General features: G+C 68.2%; 16 protein-coding genes. 7 read left to right on the forward strand and 9 right to left on the reverse strand.

What is annotated here, in order from left to right; translation table 11 throughout:
- Window positions 1-252 precede the first annotated feature (252 nt).
- Window positions 253-582 carry a hypothetical protein gene (locus QZ607_RS16040; RefSeq protein WP_295884595.1) on the forward strand — a complete coding sequence of 110 codons (330 nt, stop codon included), beginning with the start codon at window positions 253-255 and terminating at the stop codon, window positions 580-582.
- A 278-nt stretch (window positions 583-860) separates the two neighbouring features.
- Here QZ607_RS16040 and QZ607_RS16045 read toward each other — a convergent pair whose 3' ends face one another.
- The 7 genes from QZ607_RS16045 to QZ607_RS16075 all read right to left on the reverse strand — a co-directional run bounded on the left by QZ607_RS16045 (window position 861) and on the right by QZ607_RS16075 (window position 8,737).
- Entirely contained in the window at window positions 861-1,313 is a 453-nt protein-coding gene (locus tag QZ607_RS16045; protein ID WP_295884596.1) for a DsrE family protein, read from the reverse strand.
- Window positions 1,314-1,466: 153 nt separating this feature from the next.
- Complete coding sequence (locus tag QZ607_RS16050) at window positions 1,467-2,225, reverse strand: AI-2E family transporter (RefSeq protein WP_367268206.1); 759 nt, start codon at window positions 2,223-2,225, stop codon at window positions 1,467-1,469.
- Between the two features lie 3 nt (window positions 2,226-2,228).
- The gene (locus tag QZ607_RS16055; RefSeq protein WP_295884598.1) at window positions 2,229-2,594 is read right to left on the reverse strand and encodes an AraC family transcriptional regulator; all 366 of its coding nucleotides are present in this window, start codon (window positions 2,592-2,594) and stop codon (window positions 2,229-2,231) included.
- Between the two features lie 142 nt (window positions 2,595-2,736).
- Window positions 2,737-3,843, reverse strand: a complete 1,107-nt coding sequence (locus tag QZ607_RS16060; RefSeq protein WP_295884599.1) for a transporter substrate-binding domain-containing protein — start codon at window positions 3,841-3,843, stop codon at window positions 2,737-2,739.
- Window positions 3,844-4,080: 237 nt separating this feature from the next.
- A complete protein-coding gene (locus QZ607_RS16065) occupies window positions 4,081-7,218 on the reverse strand; it encodes an efflux RND transporter permease subunit (RefSeq protein WP_295884601.1) in 3,138 nt (1,045 codons plus the stop codon).
- Window positions 7,219-7,224: 6 nt separating this feature from the next.
- Entirely contained in the window at window positions 7,225-8,349 is a 1,125-nt protein-coding gene (locus tag QZ607_RS16070; RefSeq protein WP_295884603.1) for an efflux RND transporter periplasmic adaptor subunit, read from the reverse strand.
- A gap of 262 nt (window positions 8,350-8,611) precedes the next feature.
- A complete protein-coding gene (locus tag QZ607_RS16075; protein ID WP_295884605.1) occupies window positions 8,612-8,737 on the reverse strand; it encodes a hypothetical protein in 126 nt (41 codons plus the stop codon).
- Between the two features lie 477 nt (window positions 8,738-9,214).
- Here QZ607_RS16075 and QZ607_RS16080 point away from each other — a divergent pair, with 477 nt between their 5' ends.
- The 6 genes from QZ607_RS16080 to QZ607_RS16105 all read left to right on the forward strand — a co-directional run bounded on the left by QZ607_RS16080 (window position 9,215) and on the right by QZ607_RS16105 (window position 17,223).
- The gene (locus tag QZ607_RS16080; RefSeq protein WP_295884607.1) at window positions 9,215-9,397 is read left to right on the forward strand and encodes a hypothetical protein; all 183 of its coding nucleotides are present in this window, start codon (window positions 9,215-9,217) and stop codon (window positions 9,395-9,397) included.
- Between the two features lie 5 nt (window positions 9,398-9,402).
- On the forward strand, window positions 9,403-10,005 hold the full coding sequence (locus tag QZ607_RS16085) for a transporter substrate-binding domain-containing protein (protein ID WP_295884610.1): 603 nt from the start codon (window positions 9,403-9,405) through the stop codon (window positions 10,003-10,005).
- Between the two features lie 210 nt (window positions 10,006-10,215).
- Entirely contained in the window at window positions 10,216-11,724 is a 1,509-nt protein-coding gene (locus QZ607_RS16090) for an alpha/beta fold hydrolase (RefSeq protein ID WP_295884612.1), read from the forward strand.
- A gap of 178 nt (window positions 11,725-11,902) precedes the next feature.
- A complete protein-coding gene (locus tag QZ607_RS16095) occupies window positions 11,903-12,403 on the forward strand; it encodes a hypothetical protein (protein ID WP_295884614.1) in 501 nt (166 codons plus the stop codon).
- A gap of 257 nt (window positions 12,404-12,660) precedes the next feature.
- Window positions 12,661-15,609, forward strand: coding sequence for a caspase family protein (locus QZ607_RS16100; protein ID WP_295884617.1), 2,949 nt, complete (start codon window positions 12,661-12,663; stop codon window positions 15,607-15,609).
- A 306-nt stretch (window positions 15,610-15,915) separates the two neighbouring features.
- On the forward strand, window positions 15,916-17,223 hold the full coding sequence (locus tag QZ607_RS16105) for a hypothetical protein (protein WP_295884620.1): 1,308 nt from the start codon (window positions 15,916-15,918) through the stop codon (window positions 17,221-17,223).
- 39 nt (window positions 17,224-17,262) lie between these two features.
- Here QZ607_RS16105 and QZ607_RS16110 read toward each other — a convergent pair whose 3' ends face one another.
- Both QZ607_RS16110 and QZ607_RS16115 read right to left on the reverse strand, forming a co-directional pair.
- Window positions 17,263-18,960: a hypothetical protein gene (locus tag QZ607_RS16110; protein WP_295884623.1), complete on the reverse strand. Its 1,698-nt coding sequence runs from the start codon at window positions 18,958-18,960 to the stop codon at window positions 17,263-17,265.
- A complete protein-coding gene (locus QZ607_RS16115; RefSeq protein WP_295884625.1) occupies window positions 18,947-19,981 on the reverse strand; it encodes a caspase family protein in 1,035 nt (344 codons plus the stop codon). Before QZ607_RS16115 ends, QZ607_RS16110 begins: the two co-directional genes overlap by 14 nt.

Below are 19,981 nucleotides of genomic sequence, written 5' to 3' on the forward strand. Positions count from 1 at the left end.
GCCTTGACAACGAGGGAATGCCGGATGACATCGCCGAGGTCCGTTGTGGTACGTTCTGCGGCGGCTCTCGGTAAACGACGGGACGACATGCGATCCAAAACTAGAGCTAGTCGGTCATGCTCACCGAATCCTTGCCCTCGCACTGTCCATGCAGGTGCCGCCTTCGCGCCGAGTAATGCAGCTGATCACTGTTTCTCCAGCAGCAGCGCCGAACCACGTCATTGTCGAGTAACCTGACACTGGAGTGCCACCATGTCATCGAAAACCCGCCGCGCCTTCCTCTCCGATTCGGGCAAAGTGGTCGCCGGGGCGATCGCGCTCGGCTCCGTCTCTGCGCACGCCCTGACCACCGAGCATGAACATGGTGGAGCCGGAGACGGCCACGCCATCGATGCATCCGCGGAGAATACCTGTGCGACCTGTCAGTTCTGGGGCGGCATGCGCAAGATCTCCGACGATAAAAGCGAGGTTGTGGCTCAGAGCATGGGCTGGTGCAACAACCCGGACAGTCCCAACCACATGAAGCTGACCGCTCCAGATCACCAGAAGACCGGTATCTGGAACAAATGGGCCGCGCTCTGACCTAGCGGGAGATGTGAAGGAACGGCGTCGCTTCCCCGACACGCGTGGCGCCCGCCGATCCCGCGAAACCTCGGGACAGGCAGGGACAGGCAGACACAGGAATACTGCTTGTCCGGGGCCTGGTCTGACAGAAGTTGAGGCCGGCGAGAACGGGCTTGCCGGCCTCGTGGCTGCGCCGACACGGGTCCTTGTGATCGAGCGCAGCCTCCATGCGGCGCGGGCTTCGGTGCTGCGCCCTCGTGGTGGTGTGCCGCGGTGCGGGCAGCCGTTGTCCTCAGCTACCAGGACAGCGTTTTGACCTGCGGGTCGAACAAGAGCCCCATCACGAGGTCCGGGTTACCCATCTGAACGCCGTCGATGAAGTCCTCCTCGGTGAGCCCGGCCGCTTGCGAGCAGGCCGCGCAGGCGATCACCACACCGCCGTCGTTCACGAACGCTTGGAGCATGTCCTGAATCGACTTGCCCCGCTCCTTCATCAGGCCGTGAATGTGTGACGGGCGCTTTTTGTCGGCGAGATAGATGGCACGCACGTTCAGCCAGATGGCCACCGGCTTGTGACCGCGCTTCAATACCTTCTCGTGCGCGAACAGAATGGCCTTGCCCGCCGCCCAGGTGTCATCCGTCGTCAGATTGACGAACAGTCCTCCCTTCTCCTCGGCAGCGGTGGCATTTGAAGCGAGGCCGCTCAAGAGCAGACTCAGCACGACAGCCAGGAATACAGCCTTCTTCATGGGCTCAATCTCCGGTCTTGGGTTGACGAGGCCGGGGAGAAGCTACGCGCAGTGGTCCGCGCACGCAATGACATCGTGCAGGAATGCGGTCACCTGCCTGTCAACGCAATCACAGGGTACGGGCTCGGCGCAAGCGACCCGCTGCCGCCTGCCTCAGTCCCGGCGTGTTGAATCGCCGCCCACGCTCGACGGCGCCGACGCTGCCGGCCCGTCGTCCGCTGTGCCGGGTGCATCCTCGTCCGCCTTGAGCTCCGGCCCGAGCATGATCGCAAGGGGGCGGGTTTGGGGGCTTGCATCGAGCGCGGCGATGAGCGCGGCGGTGAGCGGTACGGCCAGGAACATGCCCACCAGGCCGAAGATCCAGCCCCAGAAGAGCAGGGAGATGAAGACGGCGAGGGTGGAGATGCCGAGGCCGCGGCCCATGATGCGTGGCTCCACGAAGTTGCCGATGCCGATATTCACGACCATGAAGCCGATGGCGGCGAGCACCGCCTCCTGCAGCCCCAGCTGCACCAGGGCCATCAGCACCGGCGGCACGGCGGCGATGATGGAGCCGACGGTGGGGACGAAGTTGAGCAGGAACGCTAGCACGCCCCACAGGGGAGCGAAGTCGACGCCGAGGAAGGTGAGCCAGGCCCAGATGACGATGCCGGTGGCCAGGCTGGTGAGCGCCTTGATGGACATGTAGCGGTTGAGGCGCCCGAGCAGCTGGCTGATGCGCGCCTCGGCCTCGGGCGACGGCTTGAAGGCCACCTTGAGCTTGGTGCGCATGCTCGGCGCTTCCAGCAGGATGAACATGGTCGCGAGCAGCACCAGGAAGCCCGTCGCCATGACGCCGCTGGCGTTGGCGAGCGTGAGGCGCACCAGCGCCATCACGCGCTGGGGCGCCGAGAAGTTGACCTGAATGGACATGCCTCAGCTCTCCACTGAATTGTGCTGGTCGGATTCCGGCCGCCCGCGCCGATACTGGCGGGGCGTGACGCCGAAGTGGCGCCGAAAGGCGCGGGTGAAATCGCCGGCATTGCGATACCCGACCCGGTCGGCGATGAGCTGCACCGGAATCCCGGCGGTGCAAATGTCGGCCTTCAGGCGCTCACAGATGCTGAAGCTGACGTCGCTGACAATGGCGGGGCATCCTGCCCCGCACGGGAAGCACTGATAAATCAGCGCTTCCCTAGATCCAGGGCGGCTGCATGCCGGAGAGCTGCATCCGGGGGAACTGCATCCGAGCGCGCACAGCGCCGCCGGTGTGCCGTTTCCATACGCGAAGGATCGGTGCATCTGCACCGGACTCGCCATCCGTGCACCGGTTTTTGTGTACCCAAGCTCAGTCGATGGGTTTCTTCAGCTGGATGCTGTCAGCTCTCCATGCGGGGGTTCACCGTCCAATCGAGTCCGAGGGCGGAGGGGCGGTCCGGGCGAGTCAGTAGTCGGTTCCCAGATAGTCGCCCAGGATGCCGGGCCATTCGCTGGAGCCGATGACGCCGAGCAGCGCCACGTTGACCGGCTCCCGGATCGGGCTGCCGGCCGGCAATGCGATGCCGTAGACCTGGCGGGTGAGGGTAAAGGGCAGGACCCGCAGCCGCTGGGCGAAGGCCTCCGAGAGCTCGTAGCGCAGAATCGGCGCATCGTGCACCACGGCATCCGCCTGGCCGTCCGCGAGCTTGCGCAGGGCCTCGGTGAGGTCGCCCACCGTGCGGTGGCGGATGCCCTCGGCGGCGAGGAAGCGGTCGCTGGTGCTGTCCGCCAGGGCCAGCACCCGCTTGAAGCGCAGGTCTTCGATGCCGTCGATGGCGCCGTCCAGCTCATTGACCGTCAGGGCCGTGGTGATGGCTGCGGTGAAGGCGGAGATCACGATGAGCCCGGCGAACATCCACACCATCGCGAGCACGCGGCCAAGCACTGTCACCGGTGCCTTGTCGCCATAGCCCACGGTGGTCAGGGTCACCGCCGACCACCAGAGCCCGGAGCTGATGCCGGCGAGGGGCTCGCGACGGAACTGCGCGTTGGCCCGGCGCTCCGCCAGCCAGATCAGCACGCCGATGACGATCAGCAGCGCCAGCAGCGCGGCGACGATGCCCAGGAACTGCGGCGACATGAACCGCCCCAGCGCCGAGAGTAGGTTGGCGTTGCGCACCGGCACGGCAATGGCGAGTCCGGTGGTGTGGAAGCCGTGCGAAAAGTCGAAGCGCCGCTCGCGCTCGCCGGTGATGGTGAGCGCCGCCACGGCGGCATCTACGCGGCCGGCGGCGACGGCGTCCAGCAGCTCGGTGAGGCCGAGCTCGCGGTATTGGTAGTCATAGCCGTTCTGGGCCGCGATTCGCTCCCAGAGCTCGATGGCGATGCCGGTCCACCGGCCGTCGGCGGCGTCCTGGTACGCAAACGGCGGTGCCTGGCGGGTGGCGATGACCATGGCGTCGGTGGAGCCGGGCTGACTTGTGGCCGGCGGTGCGGAGCCGCCCGCGCCGGGGGGCCCGGCGCCGAGTGGGGCAATCCAGCAAAGCAGCAGGAGCGGCAACAGGCGCTTCATTGCGTCAAATACGAAGACCTACAGCAGGGACGAATCATCGTTCAGGATGACACGATAGTCGCAGCGGTCGGCGGCGGATGTGCGGATTGGGCATGCTGCCCGGTGGGGCGGCCGATTGCGTGGTCAGGGCATCCCGATCTGCCGGGCGTGGGGTTGAAAGCCCGGTCCATGAACGCCTGGAAACCGAGGGCATGATGCCGGGCTGGAAGCCCGGCCCACGGGCGGTTGGGCGCCGGCTCAGCTCTGCGCCGGTTTGGAGGCGGGGGCACCGGAGCCGGCTCCAGAGCCTTTCACCCGCTCGCGCAGGCTCTGCACAAAGACGTACAGCGGCGGGATCACGATGATGCCGAGGATGGTCGCCGCCAGCATGCCGCCAAAGACCACCACACCGAGCGAGACCTGGCTCGCGGCGCCGGCACCGGTGGCGAGCAGCAGCGGCAGCATGCCGAGGATGAAGCTGAAGGCCGTCATCAGCACCGCGCGGAAGCGGATGCTCGCCGCGTCGGCTGCGGCCTGCTGGATGGGCCGTCCTTCCTCGCGCAGCTGCTTGGCGAACTCGACGATGAGGATGGCGTTCTTGCTGGCGAGGCCGATCAGCATCACCAGGCCGATCTGGGTGTAGACGTTGTTGTCCAGCCCCACCGCCCAGGTGGCGGCGAGGCCGCCGGCGCCGGCGATGACCACCGATAGGATGACCGAGGTGGGTACCGTCCAGCTCTCGTACTGCGCCACCAGGAAGAGGTAGACGAACAACAGCGCCAGCGCCAGCACGACGGCCGCCTCGCCGCCCGCCTGCACCTCCTGGAAGGTCGTCCCGCTCCAGTCGATGGCATAGCCGGTGGGCAGGTTGTTGCGCTCGATCTCGCGCAGGGCAGCGATGCCCTCGCCGGTGCTGCCGGTGGGCGTGACGTTGACGCTGGCGGCGCGGAACATGTTGAACCGCCGCGTGCTCTCCGGACCGAGCACCGGCTCCACCGTCACCAGTGACGCGAGCGGCACCATCTGCCCGCGGTTGTTGCGCACATGCAGCTTGGCGAGGTTCTCCGGGCTCATCCGGAAGGGCGCGTCGGCCTGCAGGAAGACCCGGAAGGTGCGCCCGAACAGGTTGAAGTCGTTGACGTAGAGGGAGCCCAGATTCGCCTGAAGCGTCAGGAACAGGTCCGAGATGGGCACGCCCATAGTCTCCGCCCGTTGCCGGTCGATGTCGAGGAAGAGCTGCGGCGTGCGCGCGCTGAAGGTGGAGAAGGCGCGCTGGATCTCCGGATTCTGATTGGCGTTGATGAGCAGGCCCTGGAGCGATTGCGCCAGCTCCTCCGGCGAGCGGCCGGCGAGGTCCAGCAGCTCCGCCTCGATGCCGCCGGCGGTGCCGAGGCCCTGGATGGGTGGTGCGGCGAAGGCAAACACCGTCGCCTGCGGGATGGACAGGAGCTTCGGCTGCACCCGCGCCAGCACGGCGTCCGCGGTGGAGTCCGGTCCCGGCCGGTCGTCCCAGTGCTTGAGTACGGCGATGGCGAGGCCGCCGCTGGAGCGCACGCCGGCGAGCAGGCTGAAGCCCGCCACCGTCAGCACGTGGTCGATCTCTTCTTCCGCCGCCAGCGTCTGTTGCACCTGGTCCAGCACCGCGCCGGTGCGCGCCACCGACGAGGCATCGGGCAGCGACACGTCGACGAAGAAGTAGCCCGTATCTTCGCTTGGGATGAAACCGGTGGGTACCTTGTCGAACAGCCAGCCGGCGGCGACGCCGCTGGCGACGATGATCAGCACCGCGACGATGGAGACCTTGCCGAGCCCGGCCACCAGCCCCTTGTAGCCCTTGCGCGTCCAGTCGAGTCCGTTGTTGAACCAGCGCAGCGGGCCGCGCGGTGTGCGGGACGGCCGCAGCAGGAGACCGCAAAGCGCGGGGCTCAGGGTCAGCGCTACCACCGAAGACAACGTGACGGCCACCGAGATGGTCACCGCGAACTGCAGATACAGCTGGCCCGTGATGCCGGGCAGGAAGGCGGTGGGTACGAACACCGCGTACAGCACCAGGGTGGTGGCGACCACCGGCCCGGTCACCTGCTCCATGGCGCGCTTGGCGGCCTCTTTGGCACGGAGTCCTTCCTCATCGATAAGCCGCTGGGTGTTCTCCACCACGACGATGGCGTCGTCCACGACGATGCCGATGGCGAGGATGACCGCGAACATGGACACCGTGTTGATGGACAGCCCCGCGGCGAGCAGAATCGCGAAGGTCCCGACAATGGACACCGGAATGGCCAGCACCGGCACCAGGGTGGAGCGCCAGTCGCCGAGGAAGACATAGGTCACCAGGATGACCAGCCCGAGCGCCTGGAGCAGGGTGACCACGACGTTACGCATGCTGATGCGTACGAAGTCCGTGGTGTCGTAGTAGATGGCGTATTCCAGGTCATCCGGGAAGCGCTCGGCGAGCTGGTCCAGGGTCTGGTAGACAAGGTCTGCGGTTTCCAGCGCGTTGGCACCAGGCGAGAGATAAATGCCGAGCGCCGCCGTGGGCGCGCCGTCGATCCAGGCATTGGCGTCATAGGTCTGCGCACCCAGCTCGATGCGCGCGATGTCACCCAGGCGGATGGTGGAGCCGTCGGGGTTGGTGCGCACCAGGATCTGCTCGAACTCGGACACCTCGGTGAGCCGGCCCTGGGCCTGGAGGCTGTAGGTGAAGGCGCGCCCTTCGTTGCCGGGCGGGGCGCCGAGCCGGCCCACGGCGGCTTGGAGGTTCTGGCGGCGGATGGCGCTCACCACCTCCGCCTCGCTCACACCCAGCGCGGTCATCTCCTGCGGGTCCAGCCAGACGCGCATGGCGTAATCCAGCGGCCCGAACTGGCTCGCCTCGCCGACGCCAGGCAGCCGTGCCAGGGCGTCGCGGAGGTTGATCTCCATGTAGTTGGAGAGGAACAGCCGGTCGAAGGTGCGGTTGGGCGACTGCAGGTTCACCGTCAGCAGCATGCTGGTGGACTGCTTGCGCACCGACACGCCCTGCTGGGTGACCTCCGCCGGCAGCGTCGGCAGCGCCAGCGCGACCCGGTTCTGCACGTTCACCGCGGCGATGTCGGGGTCCGTGCCCACCGCGAAGGTCACGTCCAGGCGATATTGCCCGGTGTTGTCGCTGGTGGAAGTCATGTACAGCATGTCGTCCACGCCATTGACCTCCGCCTCGATGGGCGCGGCGACGGTCTCGGCGACCACCTCCGCGTTGGCGCCCGGATAGAACCCCTGCACCGAGACCTGGGGCGGGACGATGTCCGGGAACTGCGCCACCGGCAGCACGCGGATGCCGATGGCGCCGGCGATGATGATCACCACGGAGATCACCATCGCGAAGCGCGCGCGGTTGATGAAGAAGGCGGAGAACATGGCGGCTCAGTCCTCCGCGTCCACGGCCGCCGGCGTCGGCTGCACCACAAGGCCGGGACGCGCCTTCTGCACCCCCTCCACGATGACGTCCTGCCCCAGCTGAAGCCCGGACTGGACGATCCAGTCCGTATCCACGCGTGCACCCAGCTCCACTCGGGCGAGCTGGACGTCGTTCTCCGGCGAGACCACCAGCACGAAGCGGCCCGCCTGGTCCTGCTGCACGGCGATCTGCGGCACCACCATGGCCATCTCGGGCTGGGTGGCGCGGGAGATGACGGTGACGAACTGGCCCGGCAGCAGCAGCTCCTGCTTGTTGTCGAAGCTGGCGCGGACACGCACCGTGTCGGTGGTCGGATCGACTTCGGGATCGAAGAACTCGAAGCGGCCGGGCTCGTCCAGCATGGAGTTGTCCGCCAGGCGGACATAGGGCCGGAATTGGTCGCTGCTGTCCTGCATGCGCCGCACCGCGAGCATGGTGCGGTCATTCACCGGGACGTTGACGTAAATGGGATCGATGCGCACCAGCCGTGCGAGCGGACCCGACCCCGGGCCGACCACTGCGCCCTCGGCGAAGGCCACGCGGCCGATGCGCCCGGTGAAGGGCGCGCGGATCTCGGTGTAGCCAAGCTCGATCTGCGCGCGCTGGAGCGCCGCCTCGGCGGCATCCCGCGCGGCCTGGGCTTCCTGCTCAGCGGCGATGGCGGCGTCGAGCTGCGCCTGGGTGGCGCCACCGCGCTCGATGAGCGGCTCCAGGCGCTGGCGCTGAAGACGGGCGTTGGTCAGGGTCGCCGTGGTGCGCTCCACATCGGCCCGGCGCGCGGTGACACTGGCCTCGTAGGGCTCGCGCTCGATGCGGAACAGCAGGTCGCCGGCGTTGACCATGGCGCCCTCCTCGAAGGCGCGCTCTTCAAGGAAGCCCTGGACCCGCGCCACCAGGTCCACGGCGTCGATGGCCTCGACGCGGCCGACGAATTCCATGCTCGGTGTGATCTCGCGCTCGCGCACCGTGGCCACACCGACGGCCGGCGGCGGTGGTGGTGCCGCAGCGGTGCCGGCCGTCTGCGCACCGGGCTCGCAGCCGCCAAGACCGATCATGCTGGACAAGACGAGGAGACCGAGGGATCGGCGCATGACAGCTCCATGAAAAAAAGGGAAAGAGGTGTTACAGAAGCCGCCGCTGCGCCGAGGCCGCAACGCGTCTGCGTCAAGGCTGCGGCGCCGATGGTAACCCCGGCGACCCTGGCAGGACAGCGTGCGGATGCCGCGGACCTCAAGCGGGACTTCAAAGGGAGCCGCTGAAAAATGGGCTTCCTGCCCATTGTCAGCACGCGCAGCGAAAACGCGATTTCCGCTTCGCTTCATTGTCATCGACTTTCGTCGCCCAAGGCGCATGTCACCGATCCAGCAGATCGATTTGAAAGGCCGCTTCCAGCTTGTCCACCTCGCCGTCTTCGTCGTCGTTCAGCGCCGTGAACAGCGGTTCGAAGGGCGCATTGTTGGTGCGGCTCTGGTAGCGCACCGGCGCGAGGTCGCGCCCTGTGCCCGGCGATGGACCACCGAGCCCGTTGGCGCGTCTGACCTGGAACGATGTGCGCTGAAGGGGCCGCCGCGGGATCAGTGGGGGCTTCTGCGGGCAAGTGGTCCTGCCTACGCATGATGGCTGTATCGGGTTTGGGTCATTGTGAGTCGGCGCCTCGAGCGGACCGCACCTGTTTGCCGATCGTCAGCCCGCCAGAATGCCTGCGCCAGCGCCCGTTTCACTAAGCCATGACGATGAAAAACTTGGCTTGGACGACACGCGGTATCGCAAGGTGCCGAGCGCGTTGACCGCTCCGCCGGGTCGGGTGGATGATCCGGAGGTCATCCGCCTGCCGGTGCGCGGGGCAGGGGATGGCGGACGCGGGCGGCTGCCGTTGCCGGTTCGGCTGCGGCGGCTGGTGGTCGCGCAGCTCCGCCGGTATTGCCCCAGTCCGTGCCCCAGTCCGTGCGCCAGTCTGTGCCACCTCTGGCCGCCACCGGCGCGGCCGCGGCGGCGGCGGGCGGCGCTGCCGAGGCCGACCTGCTGCTGCCGGTGCCCGGGCAGGGGCATCGTTATCGGCTCAGGCTGTCGGCGGACGGGCAGGGCACCGACCTCGCCGTCGCCATCAGCGAGCAGCCCGAGGGTCCGCTTGCGGCGTAGGCTCGGTGGCCGACGCCGGCCGGCACCTGGACGACGCCAATTGCGACATCTTCATGTCGCTGCTGCCCATCGCGCCGGAGACGAGGCTCGGCTTCACCCTGACGCAGCCGGTGCTGAGCGGCGCCGTCGGCCTGGTGGTGGAGGACTGGCGCCGGCGGGCCTTCCGCACCTGGGCCGGCATCCGCGAGCAGGGCGCGCTGCGTGTCGCGGTGGCCGGCGAGCGCGCGCAACTGCGCTTTTTGTCGCAGGTGCTGCCGCAGGCGCGGCCGGTGGTGTTCGAGGATACTGCGGAGCTGAACGCGCTGTTGGCGGCAGCGCCCCCGGGCTTCGACGCGCTGATGATGTCAGCAGAGGAGGGCGCCGCCTGGAGCATCCGCTTCCCGCGCTATACCCTGGTCACGCCAGCGCCCGTGCTGTTGGCGCCCTTCGGCTATGCCGTCGCACCCGGCGATGCGCAGCTGCTGGCCTTCGTCGACGCCTGGCTCGACAACGCCCGCAGCGGCGGCATCGTCGATGGGCTTTATCGCTACTGGATGCTGGGTGAGACGAGCTCCACCCGCCCGCCGCGCTGGTCCATTGCCCGGGACTTGCTGGGGTGGCTGGACTGACGCAAGCCTATCGCGACCCGGCTCGGCACACGTAGGGTGGATGAAGCGAAGCGCAGCCACCAATGGCAAAAAACCAAGGGCTGCGCCCAAGCGCTGAACCCAAGCGCGGAAAAGTCAGCCCGACAGCCCACGTCTCCAAATACCAAGGCAGGCCGGCAACCACTCGACCCTCGTCCCGGCCGCACACCTCAACCCGCCAGGCTCAACACCATGCCAATGCTCAGGCTCGCCCAGCGCATTCTCAGCAACCTCGGCATCGCGCTGCTCGGCGCCGTCGTCGCCGCCGTGCTGGCCTATGTGCTCTGGGCGCGCTCGCAGCCGCCGCTCCAGCGCTGGCACGAGGTGGATCTGGACACCGAATTCACGGCCGCGCAGGCGGACGCGATCGTCACCCTGGACGACTATCTCGCGCTGGAGGCACGGGTGTTCGACGAGATGGACGTCGAGGTCTATGCCAAGACGCCCACCGGCCCGGCGCAGCGCCTGAACCGCTTCAGCCCGGGCAGCGCCTCGGACCCGCGGCAACGGGAGCCCAACTGGAACCGCACCTTCGAGCTGATTCCGGACGACCCCGTCGGCGGCGTGCTGCTGCTGCACGGCATGTCCGACGGGCCCTACAGCCTGCGCGCCCTGGGCCTGGCCCTGTACGGGCGCGGCTACCGGGTGCTCGGGCTGCGCATGCCCGGCCACGGCACCGTGCCGGCTGGGCTCCTGGACGTGACCTGGGAGGCCATGGCCGCGGCGACCCGCCTGGGCGCCCGCCACCTCGCCCGCAGCCTGGACGGCAAGCCCCTTCACATGATCGGCTATTCCACCGGTGCGGCGCTGGCGCTGGACTACACGCTGGTGGCGCTGGACGCGGCGGGGGCGCCGGACGCCGCAGATCTTGCCGTGCCGGCGAGCCTGGTGCTGGTGTCGCCCGCCATCGGCATCACGCCGCTCGCCGAGCTCACCCGTTGGTTTGCGCTGCTCGCCCACCTGCCGGGGCTGGATCGGCTCGCCTGGACCAACCTGGTGCCGGAGTTCGACCCCTTCAATTACAACGCCTTCAGTGCCAATGCGAGCCTCCAGGTGCACCGCATGACGCGCTCCACCACGCGTCGCATCCGCCGCCGGGCCGCAGAGGCGCCCATTGCAGGTTTTCCGTCGACCCTGGTGCTGCTGAGCGTCGTGGACGCCACCGTGTCGCCGCGGGCCGCGGTGGACAATCTGCTGCGCCATCTGGCGCCGGGCCCGCATGAGCTGCTGCTCTACGACATCAACCGCCAGGCGGTGATCTCGCCGCTGATCGTCACCGACACGGCCGCCCTCACCGAGCAGCTGATGACCGACGCCACGCTGCCCTTCGCCATCACGCTCATCGGCAACGAGTCCGCGTCGAATCGCCGGGTCATTGCCCGCTACAAGGCGCCGCATTCAGCGGAAGCGGTCCGGGGAGACAGCCTCTCCGGCACCTGGCCCGACGACACCATCGCGCTGTCCCATGTGGATCTGCCCTTTCCGCCCGATGATCCGCTCTACGGACGCTACCCGCCAAAGGCACCGGGGCAGGTGTTCCTGGGCCAGCTCGCCATCCGCGGCGAGCGCGGCGTCTTGAAAGTCCCGGCCCAGTGGCTGCTCCGTCTGCGGCACAATCCGTTCTACGACTACCAGGAGCGGCGGGTGCTGGACTGGATCGGGCAGGCCAACGCGGCGGACGCCGGCCCGGGCGGCAACTGACACCGCAGCCGACCCAAATCTTCCGACAAGAGCAGCGAGCCATGCTGAGCCAGATCAAGCGATTCTTCCGGGACAACCTCGCCCCCAGCAGCGCGGGCACGGCGGTCGAAGCCGAGCACCGCTTCATTGCGGCCAAGCATCGTGCGGAGGGCGACGTGTGACTTTGAGAGGAGCCAGCATGAGAACGTCATTCCATCCGGACAGCTCCGCGGGCCGGCGCGCGGCTTCGGTTGTCCTCGCCGCCATGGTGCTCTGCCTTACAGGCTGCGCACAGCAAGAGACGGCGGGCGGTGGGGATCAGTCAGGCGAGCCGCGCATCGTCCGGCAGATCGAGCGGCCTTTGCTGCCGGCCACCGGCGGCGACGCCGACCGTGCATTCCTGGGTGGCTTCGCCCGCGGCAGCCTGGACGCCGACGGCACATGGCAAGTCCGGGCGGACATCATGCATCCGCGCCTGCGCTGCGCGACCTATTCGGTGGGGGTGCGATTCGGCAGCGGCGATGCAGCCTGTGACGAGGTTCAATGGCAGACGGACGCCGAATTCTTGCCGGCACGCCGCCAGTGCAACAACGCCAGCGCCATCCACAGCGGCCAGGGCAGGCTCGATCTCCCGCCCGAAGCCATCGCCGCCTTAAGCTGCGCGCGGGTCATGGTGCGCTGCACCGGCGCCTGCGGCTGACGCCACGCTCGTCAAACGCAAAGGCGCTCGTGATGCCGCGGCGTTGCATCACGACGCGACTGGTTCAGCTGGCTCCCTTTCCGGCTCGCGCAGTGATCTCCCGATGACCTCGATCAGGCGCAGCCTCTGGTAAGCGTCTCACGGCGGCTTCGACCTCGGTGAGGTCTACATCCATCGCTGCACCGAAAAGGTTGCACTACCCTTTGCTCGGCGATAAGCATCGGTGAAACACCGAACAGTGCGAGGACGCAGACATCATGACACGCAAGGCCCTGCTGCTCGGGATCGACGCCTACGAGGAGGAAACGCTGCGACTGGACGCCGTCGCACGGGATGTGCGGGAGCTGGCGAAGGCCCTGGAGCTCGCCGGATTCCGCGGGGAGCAGGTCCAGGCCATTGTCGGCAGCCACGGCCTGTATCTCAGCACCGCCAATCTGCGCAAGCGCATCAAGCGCTTCCTGGAGGATGCCCGGGCTGGCGACGAGCTGCTGGTGTACTTTTCCGGGCACGGCATCGAGCGGGCCGGTCGCCGCTTGCTGCTGCCTCAGGACGTCGACTCAAGCGAGTCCGCGGACCCTTCGCAACTGATCAGCGACACGGAGCTGTACCAGCTCGCGCGCGCGGCGGAGTGCCGGGCCGACGCGGCGGTCTTCGTCATTGACGCCTGCCGCAACGACTCGCCACTTCCGACGCTGCTTACCAAGTCACCCGCCGCGGCAGCATCCCCGGCGGCTGCTTCGGTGGCTGATTTGGGCGCCGAGACGCCCAGCATCGCCTTCCTGTTCAGCTGCGCCGCCGGGGAGGTCAGCCACGCCCTGGAAGGCGACAACGCCATGAGCTGCTTCACCCGCGCGCTATGCGAGGCGCTGACCGCCGACGACGAGGTCAGCACCCTGGGCCAGCTGAAAGCTGCACTCCAGACGCGCCTGGATATGGCCTTGCATGCCCTGGCGAAGCAGCAGACCGCGACCTTGGGCGAGCTTCAATGTGCCGGCCGCGGCGGCGAGCCGCTGGCGCTGATGCTGAAGGACAACCCCGCAACGCGGCTGCGCCAGCGCATGGAGCGCAGCGCCTGGGTGCGTGGCATCGAACAGGGGCCGCTGATGCATCTGGTCGCCACCGCCGGAGCCGGCCTCAGCATTCAGCTCAAGACCCTGATAACCGAAGCAGAGGACCTCTGGCGCACCCAGCGCGAGGCCCTGCCCGAGCAACGCTGGCGCGACGCGTCCATGCCGGCGCGGGCGGTGCAGCGCCTGGAGCTGTTGCTCGGGGGCGAGCCCGAGCCCTGGCTGACGCCGGCGGAGGCGGCCTGCGCCCTGGCCATCCCCCACGTCTACGAGGCCATCCTCGCCGCCGCCGAGCAGCGCCTGCAACTAGACGGTAACCCGCTGGCGCCCGACGGCTATCCGCCGGAGGCAAGCCGTATGGCGCTCGCGCTGCGCAACCGCTTTGCGTCCGAGGCCGCCCACCAGCGTCGCCGCGAGCTGCTGCGCCGCCGCGGGCTCGACGCCGCCGCGAACGACCTGGCCGCCTGGCAGTTGCTGCACTTCCTGCACGAGAGCGGGGAGGTCTGGGACTACACCGAGCCGGCCCGCCGTGAGCGACCCGGCTGGATCGGTCGGGCGCTGGACCCACTGTTCGCGCCGGCCCCCATGGCCGAGGTCGCAGCCGACCATCGCGTGCCGCGGGTGCTGGACGGCGGCCGGCTGGTGGCCCTGGCGCGGCTCGCCTTCGCCGGCTTCGACGACATCCAGCTGGAGGCCGGCCGCGAGCGCGGCCGGCAATTGCGCCGGGACCGCTGCTTCGGTGAAGGGCCGACACAGCTCTGCGTGGACGAGGTGAAGCTCGCCCACCTGATGAACCTCGCCTTCGGCTTGGCGCTGGACGCCCGCCGGCTGCCGTCGCTGCTGGCCGAGCATCTGGGCGTGGACCCGCAGGTCTCCGCCGAGTCTCTGCACGGCACGCTGCGCACCGCCGAATGGCATCGCGGTGACGACGGCCTGTCGCTGCACCTGGACTGCCCGCATGAAGCCCTCGACGCGGCGCTGGAGACCCATGTGCGCGACCTGGACGAGCAGCTAAGCCGGCTCAGCCGGGAGCAGGTGCTGGCGCAGGATCTGCTGGGTCAACTGCCGAGGCGGCTGACGGACAAGGTCTCGCCCCAGCGCGACGACGACCTGCCCCGTTTCGCCCGACCGCACCTGACCTTCACGCTGGACCAGGCGCGGGTGCGGGAGCTGCTGATGGGCGAGAACCTCTATGGCGACCCGGCGCTGGCCCTGCGCGAGCTCTACCAGAACGCGCTGGACGCCTGCCGCTACCGCCGCACCCGCGAGCGCTGGCTGCGCCACGAGGGCCAGTTCGACAACCGGGAGCCCCACTTCAAGGGCCGCATCATCTTCCGCGCCGGCTCCGCCAGCGGACGCGCCTATATCGAATGCGAGGACAACGGCATCGGCATGGCCGAGCGCCATCTCCGGGGCCTGTTCGCCAAAGCCGGCCGGCGCTTTGCGGACAGCCACGAGTTCCACCTGGAGCAGGCGGACTGGGACGCCGCCGGCATCCCGTTCTTCCCGAACAGTCGGTTCGGCATCGGCGTGTTCAGCTACTTCATGCTCGCCGACGAGGTGCTGGTGGAGAGCCGGCGGCTGGCGGCGGATGGCCAGGATCGCGAGACCGGTATCCGTGCCCGGGTGGTGGGCAGCGGCAGCCTGTTTCGGCTGCAGCCCTTCAACGGTGAGCCCCGCGGGACCCGTATCCGGCTGTACCTCAACCGTGAGGACCAAGACCCCGCAGAGCTGCTCGACGGCATCACCAAATGGCTGTGGTTGCCGGAGTTCGATGTCGAGATCCAAGGTCGCAGGCTGGTCAAGATGTCTGCTGGAGAGCCTGGACCCGCGATGGTGCGCAAATGCGGGCCGCTGGTCCCGATCCCGGAAAGTGCCGGCGAAGCTGGCCAAGTGCGCGTTTGGTGGGGAGCGGGACTCCTTTCCTGGAAACAGCATTTTCATGGGAGGATCGAGGCGACAGCTCAGCTCATGAGTGACGGCATCGCAACCGAGCATCAGGAGCATGACAACGCCGCCGGATTGGTCATCAACCTCTGCGAGCAGTGGCAGGCGGGCCTGTCGGTCGAGCGCAACAAAATCATCTGCTGGACCGAGGCGGCCAATTGGGTGCGCGACCTCCTGCGAAGCCACGGCTAGCTGGCCCTGCGGGACCGCCCGGAATGCCCACTAGCCGCTCTCGGCGGCCTCTCGGAGAAGCATCCGAGCCTCGTCTACAGACTGGATCGGGACCTGCGTGGCGGTCGCGGCGTCGAAGACGGGCGCCCGTGGAGCGAGAACCGTGACAAAGTATCGGACACGGTCGGGCTTTTCGAGGCAGACCCTCTGATTCGGTCGATCTATGAGCCAGGGGAGCGCTTCCTCAGCCCAGCGACATATCTGGGTCCGGTTGCTGCGAGACTGCTGCGGGGGCGCTCCAGTCAATTGCGTAGGGGCGGGTTCGCAATGCCGCGCCCGTTCGAGTCTTTGGCGAAATTCGACAATGAGCTCGGCAACCCGGCTATCGGCGCATGGACACTGCTGACGAGATACCTGCCCCGTGTTTCCGAAACCGACGGGGGCGCGGCGACGATTGCAACCCGCAGCGATGTCTACTGCGCCGTGAACGCGATCGCGACGCACCTCGATATCAGCTGCTCGGAAGCGGCGGCAATTGCAGAATCCCTAGCGGCGTGCGGACTGCAACTTCATCACCTCGATGAGGTAGCCGCCCTTCCGCCGCTTACCGCGAACCAGCTTCGGTTGTTGTCACTGCGCGGCGATGGTGAAGCGCCTTGGGACGAGGTCATCACGCCCGCTCGAATCATCATCAAAGCAGTGGGGGCCAACTCAACGGTTGCAGAAATACATGAGCAGGCCGGGTTGCTAAAGGAGCTCATCGGTGAGCTGCCGGACCTGGCTGCCACGTCGGCCCTCAGGGATCGTCTGACTCAAGTGCAGGTGTTCTTGCTTCGAAACAGTCAATTTGCCCCGCTTTCTGGCGATTTATCGATCAAATGCATCGCCAGCATCGCCAAGGAGGGGAAGATACCGATCAAAGAGGTCGTTGCAGAGGCGCGCCCGTTGCTCGGCGATGTTGTTCAGGCTGAACAGGCCGAGCGCCTGGAGCGATTGGCTGCCCTCCCGGACGCGGCGGTCGAGCTGTTGAACGAGGTGAATCTCAACCCTGACCGCTGGACCGGTCGTCTTCCAGCAGGCCGTTTGATCGGCAAGGCACGGGACTGGTCGATACCGCTCGCTGAGGCAATCGAGCAGGCGGAGCCGTTGTCGGCTCTGGGCATCAAGATTCCCCGACTGAATCCCGCCGGCGCGGTGGAATCGCTGGATGAACGTTGCCTGAAACTGCTGTCGGGGAACCTAGACACCCGCTATCTAAACCGCGACAGCGTTAGTAGGGTTCAACTGCTGCAAGCGGCCCTGGAGTGGTCCATCTCCATCGAGCGCGTCAGCGAAATTGCGGAACCACTGCGTGTCCTCGGCGTCGAGGTCGCGAAGATCGATAACCTGGACCCGTCGATGGCGCGGAATGAGGCCCTCGTGCTCGCCGCAGAAACGCTGGGGCGCTACATCGATTGGGAACGCGCCAGGCTCGACCCCTGGTGGCTCGCAAGCTGCTGTGTCGAGCGCAACAAGTCGCCTGCCGACTTCCGCGAGTCGCTGGCGCTGTTGCAAGCCGTCGGCATCGACGCGGAGGAGTGTCTGCGCTTCGTGGACTTCTGCGCCGCAGAGGGCGGCGGCGCAGGAGGGCAGTGACGCCGATCGCGCGGAGTCGGTTCGGCGCGCCGGCTCCGGCTAGTCGCGGATGGCGCTGATCCGCGCCTCGATCACTGCCCGCGGCAGGTTGGCGGCGCGGGCGAGGCCCGCCACATCCAGATCGCGCTTGGTTCGGCGGGCGGTGTCCAGGGCCTCTTGGACCAGGCTGTCGATCCAGTCCGGTCCGCTGTCGTCGGCTGGGGCTGCCTGATCCTCCGGCAGGGCCACGGACAGGCTGGGTCCGAGGGAGGCGGGCTCGGCGTCTGCGGGGGATGCCAGAGACTTGGTGACCAGGCTGTCGAGCTGGAGCTGGTCCAGCTGCCGGCGCAGCCCTTCCACCGGTCGGCCGACGATGGCGCCCAGCATGTCCGCGCTCGCCCAGGAACCGCTGCCGCGCAGGGCGTCCACCACACGCGATATCCGGGCCGTGCGGGTCTTCGCCTCCTGCCACGGGCGTTGCGGCGCCCTGGACAGGTCCGGGTCTTCGGCGGTTTCGAGGAAGACCAGGTCGCGCTTGCCGGGGAGCAGGTAGGGCCGGGCGGTGCGCTCCGGCCGGGGCTCGGCATGCACCTGCACCGGCGGGCTCCAGGTGGTCCAGGCACTGTCGGCGCGCTGATACAGGCTGATCCAGCTCAGAATGCCGTCCGCCGGCACCAGACCGCCCACCTCTGCATCGGCGTCGATAACGGCGCGCAGGCCGGCACGGAGCATCGGTGGCTCGATGAAGGGCTCCTGCGGCGGCCGATCGCCACCCAGACGCTGCCAGGCGCGCCATTCCAGCGCGCGCACGTCCGGCACATCGCCGAGCAGGTTCCAGCGCAGGTTGCCGAGGACCATGTCCACGTAGTCGCGCTTCGGCTCGGCGGCCATCAGCAGCAGGTGGGCACCGATGAGCCCGAGCATCGGGTTGTGAAACTTGCCATAGAGCAGCTCGCTGCGGACCTGCCCCGGTACCAGGTCGCGGCCCAGACGCAGGCCGAGCAGACCCATGTCGGTGCTCTGCGTGTCGGAGCTGTCGGGGTCGAAGGGCTCGCCGTGGTGCGGCAGCAGGATGCTGGCGCGCTCCACCCGCGGGCGCCCGTCGAAGGGCACGAACACCTGGGTATCCCAGTCGCCGAACAGGGTGAGCGCAATGGCGCGGCTGCCGGATGGGTCCACCCAGCGCAGCCGGTAGAAGCCCGGCGGCAGCCGGCGCGAGAAGGCGAGCCAGCCGTCGACGGCATCGGCCTCGGTGTGCTCCTCGCCGAACAGGGACAGGATGGCGCCGTCGCGGTCGCAGAGCTCCAATCCGTTGCCGACCCAGGCACCGGCGGCGGCCTCGCGGGATGCGGCGCGCACGAAGATGAAGAGCCGCGGATCAGCGTCGCCGGCGGTGACCGGTAATGGACCGCTGCCGGTGTCGCTGGTGCTGTGCGCATGGGCGGGCTCGCGGTAATAGTCCGGCCCGGTGCTGCTGTCGGTGGTGGGCAGCGCGGTGTTGCGCTGCGGCGCTGGGATGACCCGGTCCACCGGCGCCTCGGCGCTGTGGCGCAGGACCAGGTCGACGATCTGGCCGCCGCGCTCGACCCGCACCGGATACAGTCCCGGCGGCAGCTCCAGCCACAGGCTGCCATCTTGCTGCGCCAATGGCCGCTCGCGGCCGTCGCTGACGTGGATGCGGCTCAGCCAATCGACCTGGCCGTCCAGCTCGACCCGGACCTGGAAGGGGTGTCGTGCGGGCTGCTCAGAAGTGGACATCGTTGACCCCGTCCAGCGCGCGCTGCACGAAGAAATGCTCCTCGCCGGTGGCGAGATCGGCGAGGCGGTGGTAGCCGATGCCGAGCCGCAATGCCCAGGGTGCGGTGTCGACCGCGCCCTCCCGCAGGACCTGAAGCGTCGGCGCCTCGAGGCGGATGGGACCCCGCCGCCGGGCGGAGAAGCGGATGCGGCAATTGGCGGTGGCCGCAGGCTGCACACCCGGCAGCCGGGCGCCGAAGCGGGCCGGGGGCTCGGTCGGCAGGCTGGAGACGACCTCCACCTGCTGGCGCTGGCCGTTGCGGTCGGCCATCTCCGGCACGCGCCGCTCCAGGTAGGCCTTCAGCTCCGCCGCGGTGACGCCGCCGTCCGGATGCAGCGGCGCGGCCCCACGCACGGCCTCCAGCAGCGCCGCGGTGAGATGGCCACGCACGCGCTCGCCGGTCCTGCCCTCGAAAGCGGCCTGCTGGAACTCGGTGGCGTAAGCGATGAAATGGCGGCTGCCGCCGGCGGTCGCGTCGTGACGCGGGCAGTTCAGCTCGCTGCCGCGGCCGGCAGCGGCGTATTCCCGCAACCGGCAGCAGTCCAGGAAAACCACCACCTCCTGAAAGCGCAGGCAGTGGTGGATCAGGCGCCGGTACTCGCTGCTGCTGAGGGCGGCCTGGCGGCGCCGAAAAGACCAATTGGCCATGCACAGCGAGACGTCGTCGATCTGCTCCGCATGGCCGTGGCCGCTGAAATAGAAATAGAACCGCCGTGGCTGCGCCACGTCGTCCGCTGCCTGCCAGAGCCGATCCAGCGCGTCGTCCACTTGGCCCTGCTCGGGGCGCAGCGGGGAGGGGGTGGACAGGACCAGCTCGCAGTGGCTCTGGGGCAGGCCGCCGCCGGTGTCCTGATCCGTGAGCCAGGCGGCAAACTCGCGGGCGTCGTCGATGGCCCCTTCGAGGTCGTTGCCGCCGACGCCGTAGGCTGGATAGTCGTTGACGCCGATCACCAGCGCGAAGTCGTTGGACTGCTCCACCAT

The sequence above is a fragment of the uncultured Thiohalocapsa sp. genome, from assembly GCF_913063425.1.
GTDB lineage: Bacteria > Pseudomonadota > Gammaproteobacteria > Chromatiales > Chromatiaceae > Thiohalocapsa.

Bases quoted from the DNA above. Each gene is read 5' to 3' on its own strand.
- QZ607_RS16040 (WP_295884595.1), top strand. From the start codon at position 253: ATGTCATCGAAAACCCGCCGCGCCTTCCTCTCCGATTCGGGCAAAGTG.
- QZ607_RS16045 (WP_295884596.1), bottom strand. From the start codon at position 1,313: ATGAAGAAGGCTGTATTCCTGGCTGTCGTGCTGAGTCTGCTCTTGAGC.
- QZ607_RS16050 (WP_367268206.1), bottom strand. From the start codon at position 2,225: ATGTCCATTCAGGTCAACTTCTCGGCGCCCCAGCGCGTGATGGCGCTG.
- QZ607_RS16055 (WP_295884598.1), bottom strand. From the start codon at position 2,594: ATGCACCGATCCTTCGCGTATGGAAACGGCACACCGGCGGCGCTGTGC.
- QZ607_RS16060 (WP_295884599.1), bottom strand. From the start codon at position 3,843: ATGAAGCGCCTGTTGCCGCTCCTGCTGCTTTGCTGGATTGCCCCACTC.
- QZ607_RS16065 (WP_295884601.1), bottom strand. From the start codon at position 7,218: ATGTTCTCCGCCTTCTTCATCAACCGCGCGCGCTTCGCGATGGTGATC.
- QZ607_RS16070 (WP_295884603.1), bottom strand. From the start codon at position 8,349: ATGCGCCGATCCCTCGGTCTCCTCGTCTTGTCCAGCATGATCGGTCTT.
- QZ607_RS16090 (WP_295884612.1), top strand. From the start codon at position 10,216: ATGCCAATGCTCAGGCTCGCCCAGCGCATTCTCAGCAACCTCGGCATC.
- QZ607_RS16095 (WP_295884614.1), top strand. From the start codon at position 11,903: ATGAGAACGTCATTCCATCCGGACAGCTCCGCGGGCCGGCGCGCGGCT.
- QZ607_RS16100 (WP_295884617.1), top strand. From the start codon at position 12,661: ATGACACGCAAGGCCCTGCTGCTCGGGATCGACGCCTACGAGGAGGAA.
- QZ607_RS16105 (WP_295884620.1), top strand. From the start codon at position 15,916: ATGCCGCGCCCGTTCGAGTCTTTGGCGAAATTCGACAATGAGCTCGGC.
- QZ607_RS16110 (WP_295884623.1), bottom strand. From the start codon at position 18,960: ATGTCCACTTCTGAGCAGCCCGCACGACACCCCTTCCAGGTCCGGGTC.
- QZ607_RS16115 (WP_295884625.1), bottom strand. From the start codon at position 19,981: ATGGTGGAGCAGTCCAACGACTTCGCGCTGGTGATCGGCGTCAACGAC.